Origin of the sequence: Vagococcus sp. CY52-2, from assembly GCF_022655055.1 — a bacterium.
Lineage (GTDB): Bacteria > Bacillota > Bacilli > Lactobacillales > Vagococcaceae > Vagococcus.
This window is the reverse complement of the sequence record NZ_CP093384.1, coordinates 1,344,835-1,362,008: the sequence shown is the minus strand read 5'-3', so window position 1 is coordinate 1,362,008 and position 17,174 is coordinate 1,344,835. Positions and strand designations below refer to the sequence as shown.

19 protein-coding genes are annotated in these 17,174 nt (G+C 32.5%); 17 read left to right on the top strand and 2 right to left on the bottom strand.

The genetic code is table 11. The features are described from left to right. Positions 1–15 precede the first annotated feature (15 nt). From MN187_RS06730 to relB, 3 genes are all read left to right on the top strand, one after another. Positions 16–678, top strand: a complete 663-nt coding sequence (locus MN187_RS06730) for a potassium channel family protein (protein WP_117973069.1) — start codon at positions 16–18, stop codon at positions 676–678. Positions 679–756: 78 nt separating this feature from the next. Continuing rightward, positions 757–1,044 carry a HesB/YadR/YfhF family protein gene (locus MN187_RS06725; RefSeq protein WP_117973068.1) on the top strand — a complete coding sequence of 96 codons (288 nt, stop codon included), beginning with the start codon at positions 757–759 and terminating at the stop codon, positions 1,042–1,044. A 113-nt stretch (positions 1,045–1,157) separates the two neighbouring features. Continuing rightward, on the top strand, positions 1,158–1,382 hold the full coding sequence (relB, locus tag MN187_RS06720) for a type II toxin-antitoxin system RelB family antitoxin (protein WP_117973067.1): 225 nt from the start codon (positions 1,158–1,160) through the stop codon (positions 1,380–1,382). A 98-nt stretch (positions 1,383–1,480) separates the two neighbouring features. On the opposite strand, the gene MN187_RS06715 is transcribed toward relB, so the two are convergent. Next, positions 1,481–2,278 (bottom strand): DUF1189 domain-containing protein, encoded by a 798-nt coding sequence (locus MN187_RS06715; protein WP_117973066.1) that lies wholly within the window; start codon positions 2,276–2,278, stop codon positions 1,481–1,483. 172 nt (positions 2,279–2,450) lie between these two features. On the opposite strand from MN187_RS06715, the gene MN187_RS06710 reads away from it, so the two are divergent. From MN187_RS06710 to holA, 14 genes are all read left to right on the top strand, one after another. Beyond that, the gene (locus MN187_RS06710; RefSeq protein ID WP_241699175.1) at positions 2,451–3,062 is read left to right on the top strand and encodes a superoxide dismutase; all 612 of its coding nucleotides are present in this window, start codon (positions 2,451–2,453) and stop codon (positions 3,060–3,062) included. A 130-nt stretch (positions 3,063–3,192) separates the two neighbouring features. Next, complete coding sequence (locus tag MN187_RS06705; RefSeq protein WP_125956165.1) at positions 3,193–3,480, top strand: DUF1507 family protein; 288 nt, start codon at positions 3,193–3,195, stop codon at positions 3,478–3,480. Positions 3,481–3,503: 23 nt separating this feature from the next. Continuing rightward, positions 3,504–4,703 carry an FtsW/RodA/SpoVE family cell cycle protein gene (locus MN187_RS06700; RefSeq protein ID WP_117973063.1) on the top strand — a complete coding sequence of 400 codons (1,200 nt, stop codon included), beginning with the start codon at positions 3,504–3,506 and terminating at the stop codon, positions 4,701–4,703. Between the two features lie 23 nt (positions 4,704–4,726). Next, the gene (locus MN187_RS06695; RefSeq protein WP_117973062.1) at positions 4,727–8,155 is read left to right on the top strand and encodes a pyruvate carboxylase; all 3,429 of its coding nucleotides are present in this window, start codon (positions 4,727–4,729) and stop codon (positions 8,153–8,155) included. Positions 8,156–8,180: 25 nt separating this feature from the next. After that, positions 8,181–9,326: a CAP-associated domain-containing protein gene (locus MN187_RS06690; RefSeq protein ID WP_117973061.1), complete on the top strand. Its 1,146-nt coding sequence runs from the start codon at positions 8,181–8,183 to the stop codon at positions 9,324–9,326. Then, positions 9,323–9,754, top strand: a complete 432-nt coding sequence (locus MN187_RS06685) for a YlbF/YmcA family competence regulator (RefSeq protein ID WP_117973060.1) — start codon at positions 9,323–9,325, stop codon at positions 9,752–9,754. The genes MN187_RS06690 and MN187_RS06685 overlap by 4 nt, the downstream gene beginning before the upstream one ends. Beyond that, the gene (locus MN187_RS06680) at positions 9,741–10,073 is read left to right on the top strand and encodes a YlbG family protein (protein ID WP_117973059.1); all 333 of its coding nucleotides are present in this window, start codon (positions 9,741–9,743) and stop codon (positions 10,071–10,073) included. Before MN187_RS06685 ends, MN187_RS06680 begins: the two co-directional genes overlap by 14 nt. A 67-nt stretch (positions 10,074–10,140) precedes the next feature. Then, entirely contained in the window at positions 10,141–10,707 is a 567-nt protein-coding gene (gene rsmD, locus MN187_RS06675; protein ID WP_117973058.1) for a 16S rRNA (guanine(966)-N(2))-methyltransferase RsmD, read from the top strand. Then, positions 10,700–11,188 (top strand): pantetheine-phosphate adenylyltransferase, encoded by a 489-nt coding sequence (coaD, locus tag MN187_RS06670; protein WP_117973057.1) that lies wholly within the window; start codon positions 10,700–10,702, stop codon positions 11,186–11,188. Before rsmD ends, coaD begins: the two co-directional genes overlap by 8 nt. Positions 11,189–11,204: 16 nt before the next feature. Then, positions 11,205–12,230: a SepM family pheromone-processing serine protease gene (locus tag MN187_RS06665; protein ID WP_117973056.1), complete on the top strand. Its 1,026-nt coding sequence runs from the start codon at positions 11,205–11,207 to the stop codon at positions 12,228–12,230. A 48-nt stretch (positions 12,231–12,278) separates the two neighbouring features. After that, positions 12,279–12,908 (top strand): helix-hairpin-helix domain-containing protein, encoded by a 630-nt coding sequence (locus MN187_RS06660; protein WP_117973055.1) that lies wholly within the window; start codon positions 12,279–12,281, stop codon positions 12,906–12,908. 106 nt (positions 12,909–13,014) lie between these two features. Then, complete coding sequence (locus tag MN187_RS06655) at positions 13,015–13,491, top strand: ComE operon protein 2 (RefSeq protein WP_117973054.1); 477 nt, start codon at positions 13,015–13,017, stop codon at positions 13,489–13,491. A gap of 151 nt (positions 13,492–13,642) precedes the next feature. Next, positions 13,643–15,787 (top strand): DNA internalization-related competence protein ComEC/Rec2, encoded by a 2,145-nt coding sequence (locus MN187_RS06650; RefSeq protein WP_242093662.1) that lies wholly within the window; start codon positions 13,643–13,645, stop codon positions 15,785–15,787. A gap of 49 nt (positions 15,788–15,836) precedes the next feature. Continuing rightward, entirely contained in the window at positions 15,837–16,856 is a 1,020-nt protein-coding gene (gene holA / locus MN187_RS06645; RefSeq protein WP_117973052.1) for a DNA polymerase III subunit delta, read from the top strand. 51 nt (positions 16,857–16,907) lie between these two features. Here the strand turns inward: holA and rpsT are convergent, their stop codons facing one another. Further along, complete coding sequence (rpsT, locus tag MN187_RS06640; RefSeq protein WP_117973051.1) at positions 16,908–17,162, bottom strand: 30S ribosomal protein S20; 255 nt, start codon at positions 17,160–17,162, stop codon at positions 16,908–16,910. Positions 17,163–17,174: the final 12 nt, after the last annotated feature.

The following is a 17,174-nucleotide window of genomic DNA, read 5'->3' as shown; positions in this document are numbered from 1 at the left end:
AAGGAGACAAAACACATGAGAAAAACATTTGCAGTTATCGGATTAGGGCGTTTTGGTGGTAGTGTGTGTAGAGAATTAGTAGAATCAAACCAAGAAGTATTAGCAATTGATAATTGCGAAGATCGTGTTAACGAATACATGAATATTGCCACTCATACCGTTTTGGCTAATGCTCAAGATGAAGCAACGTTACGTTCATTAGGTTTGAGAAATTTTGACCATGTGATTGTGACAATTGGGGAAGATATTCAAGCAAGTATCTTAGTGACATTGATGGCAAAAGAAATGGGTGTCCCACATATTACTGCTAAAGCTCAAAATGAGTATCATGGACGAGTATTAGAAAAAGTTGGGGCAGACTTAGTTGTTCATCCCGAACGAGATATGGGTTTCCGATTGGGGCATAAATTAACGTCAAATAATATGATTGATTTCATCGAGTTATCCGATGACTATTCTTTAGCTGAAATTCGTGTTAATTATAAACAATTCTTTAATAAAACAATCGAAAAAATTAATTTCAGAAAGCATTACAATGTCACTATTGTAGCAATTCGTCGGGGAAAAAATGATTTGATTGTTTCACCTCCTGCTGAACAAGTTATTTTAGAAGGAGATGTTTTACTTGTCGTTGGGCATAATGATGATGTCGACTATCTAGACGCAAAAATGAAATAGAGATAAGCATGAAGTTAAAAGGTTCTCAATGTTTATGTTACAATAAGTGCGACATCCGAATAGTTAGGGGAAGATAAAATGAAACTTATAGTAACTGATGATGCACACAAATGGTTTGTAGAAGAACTAGGAATCGAATCCGGGGATTTTGTCCGCCTTTTTGGTAAATATGGTGGTAGCACCAATGTTCATGTTGGATTTTCAACTGGTATTCAATTAGTTGAGCCAGAAAATCCATTAATAACGACGGTAATTGATGGTATCACTTATTTTGTAGAACAAGCAGATGATTGGTTTTTCACTGATTATACACTGACTGTGGGTATGGATAATACACTAAATGAGCCTAACTTTACATATGCCTAGATAAAACATTTAGGAACAATATTGTTCTAAAAGAGAGTGAAAGTTTATTTCTCTCTTTTTTATTATAGACATAATGTGTTATATCACTTTGTTAATCAAAAGGAGAGTAAAAGATGCCTGGTTTTTTTATTAACGTATCAAAAGAAGAAGCTCAGCTTATTCGTTCATTTTCAATACGTCATGACATTAATATAGAAGATTTATTTAAAGAATCAGTTTTAGAGAAGATAGAAGATGAATTAGACTGTCAAATGTACAATAAAGCAATGGAAGAATATCGTAACCATTCTGTTAGCTATACATTTGATGAAGTAAAAAAAGAATTAGGTTTTGATTGATAGAACAAAGCGTGTCATCTATTATAAAAATAAAAGAAAAAGCCATCAATCTTCTGATGGCTAAATGTCATAAATAGAAAGATTAGACAATCATCTTTCTATTTTTTTATTCGTTTTGGTAAAGCATTGAAATAGATTAGTAAAGTTAGTGCCACACCAACGGAACCAAATGAAACACTTGGCCAAATGAACTGAAGAACAGCTGTTAAAACACTCGGTAAGGTGGCAGCATATACAATGATTTTGAAAACATCCTTATATCTAAATCCAATCAGCCTAAATTTAGTAAATAAATTGGCAAAAAAGGAAAGAATTACGATATCGACAAACAGATTAAAAAACACCATAAACCAAGTTACTAGGAAAATAACACTAAACCACATTGATTGACTACTATTACTAGTAAAAAGTTGCTCTAGTATTTGTTTGTTTAATCCATTTGCTTGATACATTGAATATGGAATACTAAGAACGTTATTATCCATAATATCTGTTGTTGTACTGACTCTAGGTAAAATCATGATAACTTCTTTTTTTAATAATCCAACAACGAGTACGTTTCCGGTTGCATCTGATTCAATTTCTTTTTTTGTTCGCTTATCTGTGGGATCAAATGTGAAAATAATAGAGTCTGTTTGGTAGATAAAGCCATCTGTTTTTTCTTTTGTCACTAATGTGTTATCTTCAATAGAAAAATCAGGTAGTTTTTGAATGATTTTTTCTCCATCATCTTGAATAGTCTTTGTGATTAAGCTTGCCTGGTAAATAACAGGAAGTGACAGTACAATAGCTAGTAATAATAGATATAAAAAAACGTGAAATCCTTTTTTATTTCGACCTTCTAATAACAAAGTAGGTTGTTTAAAACTAGCCTTAATTAAGTCAAATGTTCGCATAATTACTCCTTTGCAATATAAATTAATTACTATTCATTGTAACGCTTTTATCTACTGAATACAAGAAAGCAAAAATTATGAGTTTTCGGTTTTATTTTTTGCTTTTTCTATTGTTTCAATGGTATATTGAAATTGTTCATAATTATCAAAAAATTTAGGGGGCTTTATTATTATGACTTATACTTTACCAGACTTACCATATGCATATGATGCGTTAGAACCACATATTGATGAATTAACAATGACATTACATCATGACAAACATCACAATACATATGTGACTAATTTAAATGCAGCAATTGAAAAACATCCAGAATTGGGTGAGCAATCAATTGAAGAATTAATTACTAATTTAAACGATGTCCCTGAAGATATCCGTATGGCTGTTAGAAACAATGGTGGCGGACACGCAAATCATGCATTCTTCTGGGAAATTATGGGACCTAATGGTGGTGGAGAACCTACTGGAGCAATTAAAGGTGCAATCGAAAGTGCATTTGGTAGCTATGATAACTTTAAAGATCAATTTTTAGCAGCTGCCACTGGTCGTTTTGGTTCAGGTTGGGCTTGGTTAGTTGATAACAATGGGAAATTAGAAATTATGTCAACTCCAAACCAAGATTCTCCATTAACTGAAGGAAAGACTCCTTTATTAGGGATAGATGTTTGGGAACATGCTTACTATAAAAAATATAGCAATGTTAGACCTGACTATGTGAAAGCATTTTTCAATGTGATTAACTGGGATGAAGTAAACAACCGTTATAAAGCAGTTCAAAAATAATTAGTTTAGGGGGGAGCAAAACGCTTTCCCTTTTTTTTTGTGAAAATTTGCATGTATCCTGTAAAAGTTAAACATATGAAGGAAAAGAATATGGTATAATGAACGAAAATAAAAGGGAGGGCAAGTCCGTATGTTAGAACTATCTAAAGAATCGGTATTAAGTGCATTAAAACATGAAGCTGATAAAATTAAACACTTGCTAACGAATCAAAGAAATCATCAATGTATTGCCCAGTGTAAAGCCTTTGAAGAAGTCGTTGATACACAAATGTTTGGTTTTTCAAAACAGGTAGAATTCGCTCAATCCATTGGTTTAATTGACAGACAAGAAGGGCTTGATATGGTTATCGAATTAGAAAAAGAGTTAAATAGAGTCTATAACACGGTATATCAAGAAGTAAAAGAGTCAGAGAGTTAAAGGATTTGGGGGTTGTTTAATCGGTGCATAAAAAAATAAATAAAAAATTTTTTCTAGACTATCTCATTTTAGTTCCTTATTTGATATTATCAGTTGTTGGAATATTAATGGTATATAGTGCAAGCTCTGTTAATTCACAAGGTTTAGCTTTAGAAGCAATTAAACAAGGTGGATTTTTTATAGTGGGATTAATTGCTATTTTCTTTATTTATAAAATGAAAACACAAGTATTTCAGAATAAACAGTTTATTATGACTGCCATTATCACAATAGGAGCTTTACTTATTTTGACGAAATTCACTAGTTTAGGTGTTAAAGGAGGAGGCGCTGATGGCTGGTTGAAGATTGGTGCTATCACATTACAACCTGTTGAATTTTTAAAAATTATTGTCATATGGTATTTAGCTTATATTTTGTCGCGTAGACAAGATACAATTTTATCTCATTTTAAAGATGCTTTACTAAAACCTATGATGTTAATTGGTTTATTAATTTTTCTAGTATTAATTCAACCAGATACTGGAGGAGCAGCTATTTTAATTTTGATTACATTAATTATGGTTTTAGCTAGCGGGATACCGTATTTATATAGTCTAGTAGCGATTGGTGGAGGGGTAGTTGTATCTACTTTTTTAATTCAATTTATAGCGTTATTTGGAGGGGCATTATTTCCAAAACGTATGATGTACGTATATAAACGATTTAAAACATTTACTAATCCATTTGAAGATCCATTAGGAGATGGACATCAGATGATTAATTCATATTTTGCTCTGAATAATGGTGGTTGGTTTGGTTTAGGTCTTGGTAAGAGTATTCAAAAAAAAGGTTTTTTAACGAATGCTCAGACAGATTTTATGTTTTCAATTGTAGTTGAAGAATTAGGGTTAATTTTGTCGTTGATGTTATTGGTGTTATTATTCTTTTTGATTTTAAGGATATTTGCTATTGGCATTCGTTCAACGGATAGTTTTAATTCGTTAATGTGTATAGGCGTTGCAGGCATGATACTAATACAAATATTTGTTAATTTGGGAGGTGTCACTGGGTTGATTCCGTTAACGGGGGTGACGTTTCCTTTTTTAAGCCAAGGAGGATCGAGTTTAGTTACTTTATCCATTGGTGTTGGTTTTGCATTAAATATTAGTGCAGATGAAAAACGTAAAAAATATGAAAGCAACGAGTATGAAGAGACTCGTTTGCTATTAATGTTAAATGATTAATAAAAAATGTGGGGGATATAAATATGAAGAAAGTATTAGTAGCTAACCGCGGGGAAATAGCTATCAGAGTTTTTCGAGCGTGTACTGAGTTAAATTTAAAAACAGTAGCAGTATATGCAACTGAAGATGATCGTTCGATTCATCGTTTTAAAGCAGATGAGGCTTACTTAGTTGGAAAAGGAAAAAAACCAATTGATGCTTATTTAGATATAGAAGATATCATTCGTATCGCAAAAAAATGTGGAGCAGACGCCATCCATCCGGGATATGGCTTTCTATCTGAAAATATTCATTTTGCTAGACGTTGTGACGAAGAAGGAATCAAATTTATTGGACCAAGTTTACATCACTTAGATATTTTTGGAGATAAAATTAAAGCAAAATTAGCAGCTCAAGAAGCAGGGATTTCTTCTATTCCAGGAACAGATGGCCCTGTCAGCGGAGTGGATGATGTTGTCGCATTTGGGGAAGAATTCGGATACCCAATTATGATTAAAGCCGCTTTAGGTGGAGGTGGACGTGGTATGCGTGTGGCTCATAATAATGAAGAGGCACGCGATGGGTATGAACGGGCTAAAAGTGAAGCTAAAGCTGCATTTGGTAGTGATGAAATTTATGTTGAAAAATACATTGTGAATCCAAAACATATTGAAGTACAGATTTTAGGGGATGAACATGGCAATGTTATCCATCTTTTTGAACGTGACTGCTCTGTTCAACGACGTCATCAAAAAGTAGTTGAAGTTGCACCTTGTGTGTCTATGTCGGATGAAAAACGTGAAGAAATTTGTCAATCAGCAGTAAAATTAATGTCACACGTTGGTTATATTAATGCTGGGACAGTAGAATTTTTAGTTGATAAAGATAGCTTCTATTTTATTGAAGTGAACCCACGTGTCCAAGTAGAACATACGATAACAGAATTAATTACTGATGTTGATATTGTGACTAGTCAATTACAAATTGCGATGGGAAAAGATTTACATAAAGAAATTGGATTACCAGAGCAAAAAGATATTCATATTCACGGATATGCGATTCAATGTCGAATTACAACAGAAGACCCATTGAATAACTTTTTACCTGATATTGGTAAAATTGATACATACCGTTCCCCAGGTGGTTATGGTATTCGTTTAGACGTAGGGAATGCTTTTGCAGGAGCAATGGTAACGCCATTTTTTGATTCATTATTAGTTAAAGTCTGTACACATGGTATTACATTTGAGCAAACTGTCCAAAAAATGTTACGTGCACTAAAAGAATTTAGAATTCGTGGTGTTAAAACCAATATTCCGTTTCTTTATAATGTACTATCTCACGAAGTTTTTACGAGCGGAGAAGCAACGACAACGTTTATTGATACAACAGACGAATTATTTAATTTCCCTAAAATGCGTGACCGTGGAAATAAAACAATGAAATATATTGGAGAAGTCACAGTCAATGGTTTCCCTGGAATTGGAAAACATGAGAAAAAATACCATTCTTCTCCTAGAATTCCTGAAATTATTACAACAACAGATAAACGAATTGAAACACCAAAAATGATTTTAGATGCCAAAGGACCTGATGCTGTCGTCGATTGGGTAAAAAATCAGTCGTCTGTTTTAGTGACAGACACCACTTTTAGAGATGCTCATCAGAGTTTACTTGCAACACGTGTCAGAACAAATGATTTAAAACGAATTGCAAAAGAAACAGGTGAACTTATACCAGAATTATTTTCACTTGAAATGTGGGGTGGGGCAACGTTTGACGTAGCGTATCGCTTCTTAAATGAAGACCCTTGGGTGAGATTGAAGAAATTACGTAAGTTAATGCCAAATACTTTGTTCCAAATGTTATTTAGAGGATCAAATGCTGTGGGTTATCAAAATTATCCAGACAATGTGATTGAAGAATTTATTACGGTTGCAGCTAGAGAAGGCATTGATGTATTCCGTATCTTTGATAGTCTAAACTGGTTGCCACAGATGGAAAAAAGTATTCAGTATGTAAGAGATGCCGATAAAATTGCTGAAGCGACTATTTGTTATACTGGAGATGTATTAGATCCTCGTCGTCCAAAATACAATATGGCTTATTACAAACAAATGGCACGTGATTTAGAAAATATGGGAGCTCATATTATTGCGATTAAAGACATGGCTGGTTTATTACAACCGCAAGCGGCGTATCATTTGATTTCTGAATTAAAAGCAACCGTTGATGTGCCAATTCATTTACATACACATGATACAGCAGGTAATGGAATCATTACTTATTCTGCAGCCGCTAAAGCAGGCGTTGATATTGTTGATGTGGCGATGAGTGCTATGAGTGGTTCAACAAGTCAACCAAGTATGAGTAGTTTATATTATGCGTTAGAAAATGGTGACCGTGATTTAGATATTAATATTGAATCTGTTCAAAAAATTAATCACTACTGGGAAGATGTGCGAGCTTTCTATGCCCCATTTGGCAATGGTATTAATGCGCCTCAAACAGAAGTTTACCAACATGAAATGCCAGGTGGACAATATTCTAACTTACAACAACAAGCCAAAGCAGTTGGGCTTGGTGATCGTTGGGAAGACATCAAAAAAATGTATGAACGTGTGAACTATTTATTTGGCGATATTGTTAAAGTAACCCCATCTTCAAAAGTAGTGGGAGATATGGCACTATTTATGGTTCAAAATAATTTGACTGAAGAAGATGTGGAAGAAAGAGGTAGTGAGTTAAACTTCCCAGAGTCAGTGATTAGTTTCTTCCAAGGTGATTTGGGTCAACCAACTGGCGGTTTCCCTAAAAAGTTAAAAGAAACCATTTTAAATGGTCGTCCGTCAATCGAAGTTCGTCCTGGTAGTTTAGCAGAACCCGTTGATTTTGATAAAGTAAAAACAGAATTAGCAACTAAAATTGACCGTGAACCGACAGATAAAGAAGTAATCAGCTATATCATGTACCCACAAGTATTTCTAGATTATATGACAATGTATAATACTTATGGTGATGTGGAATTACTTGATACACCAACTTTCTTCCAAGGAATGCGTGTGGGAGAAACAGTTGAAGTGCGTATTGAAAAAGGAAAAACATTGATTATCACATTAGATGAAATCGGTGAGCCTAACCTTGAAGGAAATCGCGTCTTATTCTTTAATTTAAATGGTCAACGCCGTGAAATTGTGATTAAAGATAGTAATATCAAATCAACTGTTATGGCAAAAGAAAAGGCTGAGCCAACAAATGGTGCACACGTTGCCGCAACAATGCCAGGTTCTGTCTTAAAGGTATTAGTAACACCAGGAGATTCTTTGCAAAAAGGTGATCCTATTATGATTACTGAAGCTATGAAGATGGAAACAACTATTTATGCAAAACGCAATGGGATTGTAAAACGTGTCCTGGTGTCAGATGAGGAAGCCATTCAAGCAGGTGATTTATTAGTTGAATTAACGATTTAATAATACTTTTAGGAGAGGTGACAAGATGCGACGTATAGGAGAATTTATTTTAGTGTTTTTAATAGTGCTGGCATTTTTTTATATGAAACCAGTCGTCTTGTCACAAAGATCTCCAAATTCAGTAGAGGAATTGGTTGTTAATGAGGTAAAACCTCAAACAAAATCTAATCAACAAAATGAACTAAATGCTACGGGATTAGCAACAATTATCGGGTTATCAGAAAAGCAACTAAAAGAAAAAATGCCTAATCCTAAAAATGAATGGGTTGTGGGTATTGATAAAAAATGGTTGGTTTATGGAGATAAGAACACCGATTATTATCAAGTTGAGTTGACAGATGATAAAGTATCAAGTGTGTTTGTTTTAGGGACAAAAGTTGACGTTTCTCCTTTTAGTATGGATATGACATTAGGTGATATATCAGAAATCACAACAATTTATCCTAATTTCGAGTTTGACTATCGTGATAAAAAATATGAAATAGAGCTCACAGAAGACGATATGAATTATCGACCACTCATAGCTTTTGATAACGGGACGTTTGCTTTATTACATTTTAATTATGATACAGGAAAACTATTAGGAGTTCGCTATGTTAGTAAGAGCACTTTGGTGGAAATGATTCCCTATCAATTAAACGAAGAAGTCTTTCTTCAACCAGTTGAGTTAACAGATGAGCAGTGGAATCAATTTAATCAAGCAAATACAGAACAAATGTTTACGATTTTAAATATTATGCGTGAAAGGGTCAATCGTAAACCTTATAAGTTAGATGCTGAATTAGCTTTAGAAAGCAAAAAAGCTCTAGAAGAGTTTAATGCAGATCCCAAACTAGTTATAAAAAAAGAAGAAAGATTAGACCAATGGCAAGAAAAAGTGGATTCAAGTAATCCCAGTGATAGTTTTATTTTAGTTGATGAAGAGTTAGAACGTCTATTAAAACTAGGAAAGCCTATTGACAAAGGAACACATGGTTTATTCGTCCAAAGTATGGGTGATGTGCCATTTATTGTGTCAAACTGGTTTGTTAATCGATTTGACCAACAAGAAATTAATGATGCGAAGGATGAGTATATAGGAATTGCCTTTAATAAAAATCAAGTATTGGTCTTATTTAATCAAAAGGCAGTAAATACTTCACTAACCACTGAAAGTAGTGATAAAAAATGATTTATAATGATGAATTATTTGATTTAGAAGATAAAGTTAATCAGTTAGCTAAAGATGTATTAAATAGTCAAACTGTGATAGATTATCTCCATGCCTATCAAGCGATTGATAAAAGTAGCGAGGTATCTGATTTAGTGTCAGATTTTTTAACTAAAAAAGAAGCGTTTGAAAAAATAGAACCTTATGGGAAGTATGCCCCTGATTTTAAGGAAACAAGACGTGCACTAAGAAAATCCAAACGGGCACTAGATACGAATGAATTAGTTGCAACGTTTAAAATAAGTGAAACAACTGTTCAAAATGTGTTAGACTATATTAGTCTAGATATTGCTCAAACCATATCTGATACGATAAAAGTTGATGCAGGAAATCCCTTTTTTGAATTTGCTAAAAAAGGATGTGGAGGGACATGTCATGTTAACAAATGAATTGGAATTAATGCCAAGACGTGGTTTAATCGTTTGGGTGTATAGTTTAAAACAATTAAGAAATCTAAAACGATTTGGCTATGTTTATTATGTATCAAAAAAAATGAAATATGTGGTTTTATATGTAGATGAAGAGTCTGTTGAAGAAACAATTGAAAAATTAAATAAACAGTTTTTTGTTAGAAGTGTAGACAAGTCTTTTAGACCAGATATTAATATGAATTTTACTAATAGATTAGGAAATCAAGATTGTCATGATGAACCGTTAGATTTTGAAGAGCAAAAAACAGAAATTCGCTTAGCAGAATTTGATGATTAAAGTATTTGTCTGACATAAGACAAATACTTTTTTTATCGCCAGTTTTATATAGAGAGGAAGAAATATCATGCGAGTGATTGCAGGTGAATTTAAGGGAAGAAAATTACAATCATTAAAAGGGGATAATACTAGGCCCACATCTGATAAAATAAAAGGATCAATTTTCAACATGATTGGACCTTATTTTGATGGTGGTGTGTGTTTGGATTTATATAGTGGCAGTGGTAACCTAGCAGTAGAAAGTGTTTCACGCGGTATGGACAAAGCGTATTGTTTTGATATTTTTTTCCCCGCTGTAAAAGTTATAGAAGAGAACGTAGCAATGACAAAACAACCAGATTCTTTTATTGTAAAAAAATTAGATGCATCTAAAGCACTTCATTTTTTATCTAAACAAGGCGTGCTGTGTGACTATGTATTTTTAGATCCACCTTATGCTAAAGAAGAGTTAGAAAAAAATATGATGGATTTACAATCATTAAATTTATTAAAAAAACAGGCAAAAATCATTTGTGAGATGGATAAACATGTTATATTACCAGATATAATTGGTCAATTAGTCTTACAACGAGAACAGCAATATGGTGTGACAAAAGTCAGAATTTATCAGTTGAAGGAGGGAAAAGATGATTAAAAAAAGAATTGCTCTTTTTCCGGGGAGTTTTGATCCAGTAACCAATGGGCATTTAAATACTATTAAAAAAGCCAGTAGATTATTTGATGAAGTAGTGGTAGGAGTCTTTACTAATACGACCAAAAAAACGTTATTTACTCCAATTGAAAGGCAAAACTTTATTGCTGAAGAAGTAAAAGAGTTAGAAAATGTTTCAGTTAGATTATGTGATAATGACTTAACTATTCGAATTGCTGAGGAGTTAGGGGCAGATTATTTAGTACGTGGTATTCGTAATCAATTAGATTATGAATATGAAAAAAGTATTGCCGTTTTAAATAAACATCTTTCTTCTCACATTGAAACCATTTTTTTGATTTCTGATGAAGAATATAATCATATCAGTTCTAGTATGGTGAAAGAAATTGCTAAATTTCAAGGAAATATCACCGATTTTGTTCCAGAAAAGGTCAATGACGCACTCAAATTAAAATTTAAATAATAAGAAGGTTATAGTCATGAACAAGGAGCTTTTTAAAAAGAAATCATTTTATCTAAAAGTGTTAGGTGTTTTAGTGATTTTATTTGTTTTAATTTTTCCATTACCCTATTATATTGAATCGCCAGGTAGTGCTGATAAATTAAATCAAATTATTACTGTAGATGGTAAAAAGGATACGCAAGAAGGCTCGTTTATGATGACGACAGTTCAAGTCCAAAAAGCCAATGTTTTAACGGTTTTATTAAGTAAATTGGATCGTAATGCAGAGCTAATTCCCCAACAAGACATATTAGGTGACTCCAATTCAGCTGAGTATGAACGTATTCAAGAATATAATATGGAAGACTCAAAAAATGAAGCCATCCAGATTGCATTGGAATTAGCTGATATTCCTTATAGGCGTGTATATAAAGGGATTTATGTATTATCTGTTGCAGACTATTCTAGTTTTTATAAAAAATTAGAAGTGGGTGATTTAATTCAAAAATTAAATGGAAAGACAATGCTACAATCGAATGATTTTATTCAAACTTTACAAAAGATGCCAATTGATGAATCTCTTTCTATTGGTTATGAGCGAAATGGGCACGAAGAAGTGGCTGATGGAAAAATTATTAAGTTACCAAAATTAAATCGACCGGGAATTGGTGTGACTGTTGTGGATCAAACATCTATTGATACTAAGAAAGACATTCAATTTAATACACAAGGTGTAAGTGGTCCTTCAGCGGGATTAATGTTTAGTTTGGAACTTTATAGCATGTTAAGTCAGAAAGATTTAAAACAAGGACGAAATATTGCAGGGACAGGAACGATTAACGATAAAGGAAAAGTAGGAGATATTGGCGGAATCGAGAAAAAGGTAGTGGCAGCTGAAAAAGCTGGAGCAACGATATTTTTCGCCCCGAATAATGAAACAGAAGGAAAAACGAATTATGAATTAGCCAAGGAATCAGCGGATAAAAATCATCTTTCACTAAAAGTGGTACCTGTTAAAACGATTCAAGATGCGATAAATTACTTAGAAAAACACACGCCTTAGGAATAAGACGTGTGTTTTTTCGTATCTATTAATGAAAGGAGAGGTAAGATGAATCGTTTTAAAAAATTAGAAGATAAAAAATGGCTTGTACTTGGCGTTGTAAGTATGATTATAGTGAGTGCTTTTGTGCTGATAAGAATGTTTTCTGCAAATAAGATAATAGTTGAGGAGTCCACCACTATCACAACGAATAGTACACTAAGAGAAAATATTGAAAAAAATGTTATATCAACTGATGAGATGTATGTAGATATTAAGGGTGCGGTTATCAATCCAGGTATTTATCAAGTAACTGGTAATATGAGAGTATTGAATGTCGTGGAATTAGCAGGCGGATTTTTATCTAATGCTGATGATAAACGGGTGAATCTATCTGAGCGTGTAAGTGATCAAATGGTTATTTACATCCCAAAAGAGGGCGAAGTACTAGATGACATACCAATGCTACAAAGTAATGGAAAAGACAAGCAAGACTCAAGTAAGTCAGATTTAATTAATCTTAATACAGCAACCATAGATGAGTTAAAAACATTAAATGGTATTGGTGAGAAAAAAGCAGAAAGTATTATTAAATACCGTGAAGAAAAAGGGTTATTTAAAACAATAGAAGATTTAACAAATGTTGATGGTATTGGTGAAAAAACTTTTGAAAGTTTAAAATCATCCATCATAGTGTAGAAGAATAGAAAAGTGGAAGATGTTATAGTTGAATAAATAAAATAACTAGTTAAAACATTAAAAATCAATTACAATAAACTTAAGTTAAAGAAAAAGAGGTTTAAAGATGAGAAGAGAAAGAATTCCTTGGGATCAATACTTTATGGCTCAAAGTCTATTGTTATCTTTACGTAGCACATGTACAAGATTATCAGTTGGAGCAACAATTGTCCGAGATAGACGAATAATAGCTGGAGGATATAATGGATCTGTAACGGGAGATGTTCATTGCATAGATGAAGGATGTTACCTTGTTGATGGACATTGTGTACGAACCATCCATGCAGAGATGAATGCTATTTTACAATGCGCAAAATTTGGCGTTGAAACAGATGGGGCAGAAATTTATGTGACACACTTTCCCTGTTTACAATGCACTAAAATGATTTTACAAGCGGGGATTAAAATGATTCACTATTTGAAAGATTATCGAAATGATGATTATGCAATGAAATTGATTAAACAAGCGGGCGCAACAATTGATAAAGTCACGTTATCTCAAGAATATTTTGACACACTTGCTTTTGGTGAAGACAATGATTAAAGAAAATACCTCTGTAAAGGGGTATTTTTTTTATCCTTTGATGATATTTGTGATATGGCTATTATGTTTATTAAATCAATCGTGGATAGGGCTTTTTTTAGTATTATTTTGTACGGTTCATGTATGGCGTTTAAACAATTCTAGGCTATTCATGCTGAGTATTGTTTGCTTTATTTTATCAAATGGTTATTTTTTTCTAACAGTCCCTTATAGACACGATGTATTTATTAATGAAGATAAAGAAACATGGACAGTACTGCCTGACACATTACAAGTAGACGGTGATTTTGTTAAAGCTAAAGCGAAGAAGAATCATCGTCGCTATTTTTTACGATATAAACTGACTTCTAAAGAAGAAAAAGAGGCTTTGTTATCAGTTAATCACCCATTGGTTATAACGAGCAGTCAAGAAAAAGTTTCAGCACAATCAAAACGCAATTTAAATGGTTTTGATTATAGCAACTATTTATTTTCTCAACAAGTCGTTGGAATTTATCAGCTAAAAGATATTGTGGAAGTTAAAGAAAAATCACTATCTATTATTCATCCAATTGAGTTGATATCAAGTTTTCGAGCATCTTCTTATCAGTCAATTAATCAAACTTTTTTACCTTATACGTCGTTTTACATGACTAGTTTACTATTAGGAATCAATGACGGAGAAAATAGAGAGGTATGGAATAAATTAAGTTTGTCGCACTTATTTGCTTTGTCTGGTCTACATGTTACTTTTTTAGTGATGATGATACGATCAGTATTACTAAGAGCAGGCATTACAAAAGAAGCCACGTCAATCATAGAATGTTTATTTTTATTGCTATTCGTTGGTCTCTCAGGTTATAGTGTTGGAGTGATTCGAGCAAGTTTGCAACATATTATAAAAAAGAGTTCAACTCATTATCAGTGGTATTTGAGTTCACTGGATTGTTGGAGTGTGACATTATTTATCCATACGTTTTTATTTCCAACCGTTTTACTGACTATTGGGGGAGTACTTAGCTATTATTTAAGTTTTTTAATTATATTTATCCAACCAATTATATCCATCTATAAAAAATATCAACAGACAATATTTTTTCAATTATTGTTAACGTTTTTTTCTCTTCCATTAATTTGCTATTACTTTTTTGAGTTCAATATTTTATCTGGTTTATTTAGTTTATTATTCACACCTATTTTATTCCAAGTATTACTACCACTATTAGTCATTAGTTTCATAATGTTAGCATTCTTACCCAACTTTATTATCATTTCGATAGAAAGTATTGTGAGAATGATTCATTTATTTGCTATATGGTGTCAAAAGTGGACGATGTTTCAAGTCACAACTGGAACATTTTCTAAAGTATTACTTATTCTTATCATTATTGGCCAATTTGGTTGTTTAATTTACTGGGAGAAAGTAAAAAAAATATCAGCAAAACAGGTATCCTTTATTTTGCTAAGTCCGTTTATGATACTGAGTATTAAATACATCAATCCTTTTGGTATAATTGCTTTTGTTGATGTAGGACAAGGAGATGCGATTTTTATTCAGCTTCCATTTTATCAAGGGAATTATTTAATTGATACAGGCGGAAGTTTATCTTTTGAGCAAGAGGCTTGGAAGCAAAAAATAAACAGTAAGCGAAATGCTGATTACACTTTACTGCCATTTTTAAAAAGTAAGGGGATATCAAAACTAGATGCTCTTTTTATTACACATGCTCATGAAGATCATTTTGGTGATATGGACCGATTAAGTGAAGAGGTAACGATTAAACAGATTATTACCACACCAGGGGCATATGAACAAGAGAATTTCCAACGAAAATTAGAGAAAATGAATGTATCATCTGTTCATCCAGTAACTCAGAAAAATCAATTAACGCTATCTAATTTACAATTTGATGTATTATCTCCTTTAGGTGTAGGCGATGGTCAAAATAATGATTCGCTTGTATTAAAGGTTACGATTCATCAAAAAGCATTTTTATTAATGGGTGACTTAGAAAAAGAAGGAGAATTGCGTTTAATGGATCAATACAAACAAGATGACCTAAAGGCAGACTGTATTAAAGTTGGGCATCATGGTAGTAAAACATCTAGTTATCATGACTTCATAGAAAAAGTAGATCCCAACCAAGCTATAATACTTGTCGGAGAAAATAATCGATTTAAACATCCTTCACCAGAAACACTGGATACCTTAACCAATCATCATATTACTATTTTTAGGACAGATGAAGATGGGATGATTTATCAAAAATGGTTACCTTTTAAAAAAGAGATGTTGAAAATGAAGTCAATAAAATAAAAATCTGTTAGAATAGTGAAGAGAAGACAAGAAGGATGTGTCGTAATAAGTGAGTTTTCAAAAAGAAATCGCAAAAATTAAAGAAAAAAAATTTGATTCTGTTTATGTCCTATTGGGAAAAGAGCGGTATCTTACTAATCAATTTAAACAACAATTAATCGCATCTGGCATGGAAGAAGAAGAGCAATCTTTTAACTTGATGACTTTTGATATGAAGCAAGACTTGTTAGATAACGTTATGATAGAAGCACAAACGATTCCTTTTTTTGGAGAAAGAAAGATTATCTTCATTCAAGAACCATACTTTTTGACAGGTGAAAAGAAAAAGACAGATGTTGAACATAATTTAAATACATTATTAGACTATCTTGATGAGCCTTCCCCATCAACGATATTAGTGTTTTTAGCACCTTATGATAAGTTAGACGAACGTAAGAAAATAGTAAAAAAATTAAAAAAAGAAGCAACACTGATTGATGTTTCGGATATGACGAATCGTTTGGCACAACAATATGTTTCAGATACGATAAAAAATGAAGGCTACGAGATAAGCAAAGAGGCGTTTGAAGAATTTATTTATTTGACGAATGCTAATCTTAGCCAAATGATGAATGAATTAGATAAATTGTTTTTGGTAGCAACTGAATCAAAAAAAATAACCAAAGAGATGGTTAAACAACTCATCCCAAGGTCACTAGAACATAGTATTTTTGACTTACTGAAGTATATTTTAGCTAATCAAAAAGAGCAATCATTGGCTTTATATAATGAATTATTACTACAAGGAGAAGACCCTATTAAAATTAACGCTATTTTAATTAGTCAGTTTCGTTTGTTGTTACAAGTGAAAATAATGGCAGAAAGGCATTATCAACAAAGTAATATGATTGATGTGTTGAAAATCCATCCCTATAGAATAAAACTATCACTACAAGAAGCAAAAAAATTTGATTTAAAAACACTAGGTGCTATTTTTGATTATTTAGTCGAAAATGATTATAAGATGAAATCAGGTTATATGGATGCTAATTTGTTGTTTGAACTCTTTTTAATGAAACAATTTAAATAAAAGAAAAAACTTGATGACTAGAAATCAAAAGATTCAGTCAATCAAGTTTTTTTATTTTGCGATTTTTTTAGCTAAACGTGATTTTTCACGGTTTGCTTTGTTTTGATGGATTAATCCTTTTGCACTAACCATATCAATTTCGCGTGTAGCAGCAACTAATAATTCTTGTTGATTATCAGCATTTTCTTCTACAGCTTTTTCAAATTTCTTCATAGCAGTACGCATTTTGCTTAATTTTGCAGAGTTAGACTCGTTTGCAATCTTGCTAGTGCGAGCACGTTTGATAGCAGATTCGATATTTGGCATTTATTTTCACCT

Excerpts from the sequence above, each read along its gene's own strand:
- MN187_RS06710 (WP_241699175.1), top strand. The coding sequence starts at position 2,451 with ATGACTTATACTTTACCAGACTTACCATATGCATATGATGCGTTAGAA.
- MN187_RS06665 (WP_117973056.1), top strand. The coding sequence starts at position 11,205 with ATGAACAAGGAGCTTTTTAAAAAGAAATCATTTTATCTAAAAGTGTTA.
- MN187_RS06715 (WP_117973066.1), bottom strand. The coding sequence starts at position 2,278 with ATGCGAACATTTGACTTAATTAAGGCTAGTTTTAAACAACCTACTTTG.
- MN187_RS06695 (WP_117973062.1), top strand. The coding sequence starts at position 4,727 with ATGAAGAAAGTATTAGTAGCTAACCGCGGGGAAATAGCTATCAGAGTT.
- MN187_RS06680 (WP_117973059.1), top strand. The coding sequence starts at position 9,741 with ATGTTAACAAATGAATTGGAATTAATGCCAAGACGTGGTTTAATCGTT.
- coaD (WP_117973057.1), top strand. The coding sequence starts at position 10,700 with ATGATTAAAAAAAGAATTGCTCTTTTTCCGGGGAGTTTTGATCCAGTA.
- rsmD (WP_117973058.1), top strand. The coding sequence starts at position 10,141 with ATGCGAGTGATTGCAGGTGAATTTAAGGGAAGAAAATTACAATCATTA.
- MN187_RS06660 (WP_117973055.1), top strand. The coding sequence starts at position 12,279 with ATGAATCGTTTTAAAAAATTAGAAGATAAAAAATGGCTTGTACTTGGC.
- MN187_RS06705 (WP_125956165.1), top strand. The coding sequence starts at position 3,193 with ATGTTAGAACTATCTAAAGAATCGGTATTAAGTGCATTAAAACATGAA.
- MN187_RS06650 (WP_242093662.1), top strand. The coding sequence starts at position 13,643 with ATGCTGAGTATTGTTTGCTTTATTTTATCAAATGGTTATTTTTTTCTA.
- MN187_RS06685 (WP_117973060.1), top strand. The coding sequence starts at position 9,323 with ATGATTTATAATGATGAATTATTTGATTTAGAAGATAAAGTTAATCAG.
- rpsT (WP_117973051.1), bottom strand. The coding sequence starts at position 17,162 with ATGCCAAATATCGAATCTGCTATCAAACGTGCTCGCACTAGCAAGATT.
- MN187_RS06655 (WP_117973054.1), top strand. The coding sequence starts at position 13,015 with ATGAGAAGAGAAAGAATTCCTTGGGATCAATACTTTATGGCTCAAAGT.
- MN187_RS06725 (WP_117973068.1), top strand. The coding sequence starts at position 757 with ATGAAACTTATAGTAACTGATGATGCACACAAATGGTTTGTAGAAGAA.
- MN187_RS06690 (WP_117973061.1), top strand. The coding sequence starts at position 8,181 with ATGCGACGTATAGGAGAATTTATTTTAGTGTTTTTAATAGTGCTGGCA.
- relB (WP_117973067.1), top strand. The coding sequence starts at position 1,158 with ATGCCTGGTTTTTTTATTAACGTATCAAAAGAAGAAGCTCAGCTTATT.
- MN187_RS06730 (WP_117973069.1), top strand. The coding sequence starts at position 16 with ATGAGAAAAACATTTGCAGTTATCGGATTAGGGCGTTTTGGTGGTAGT.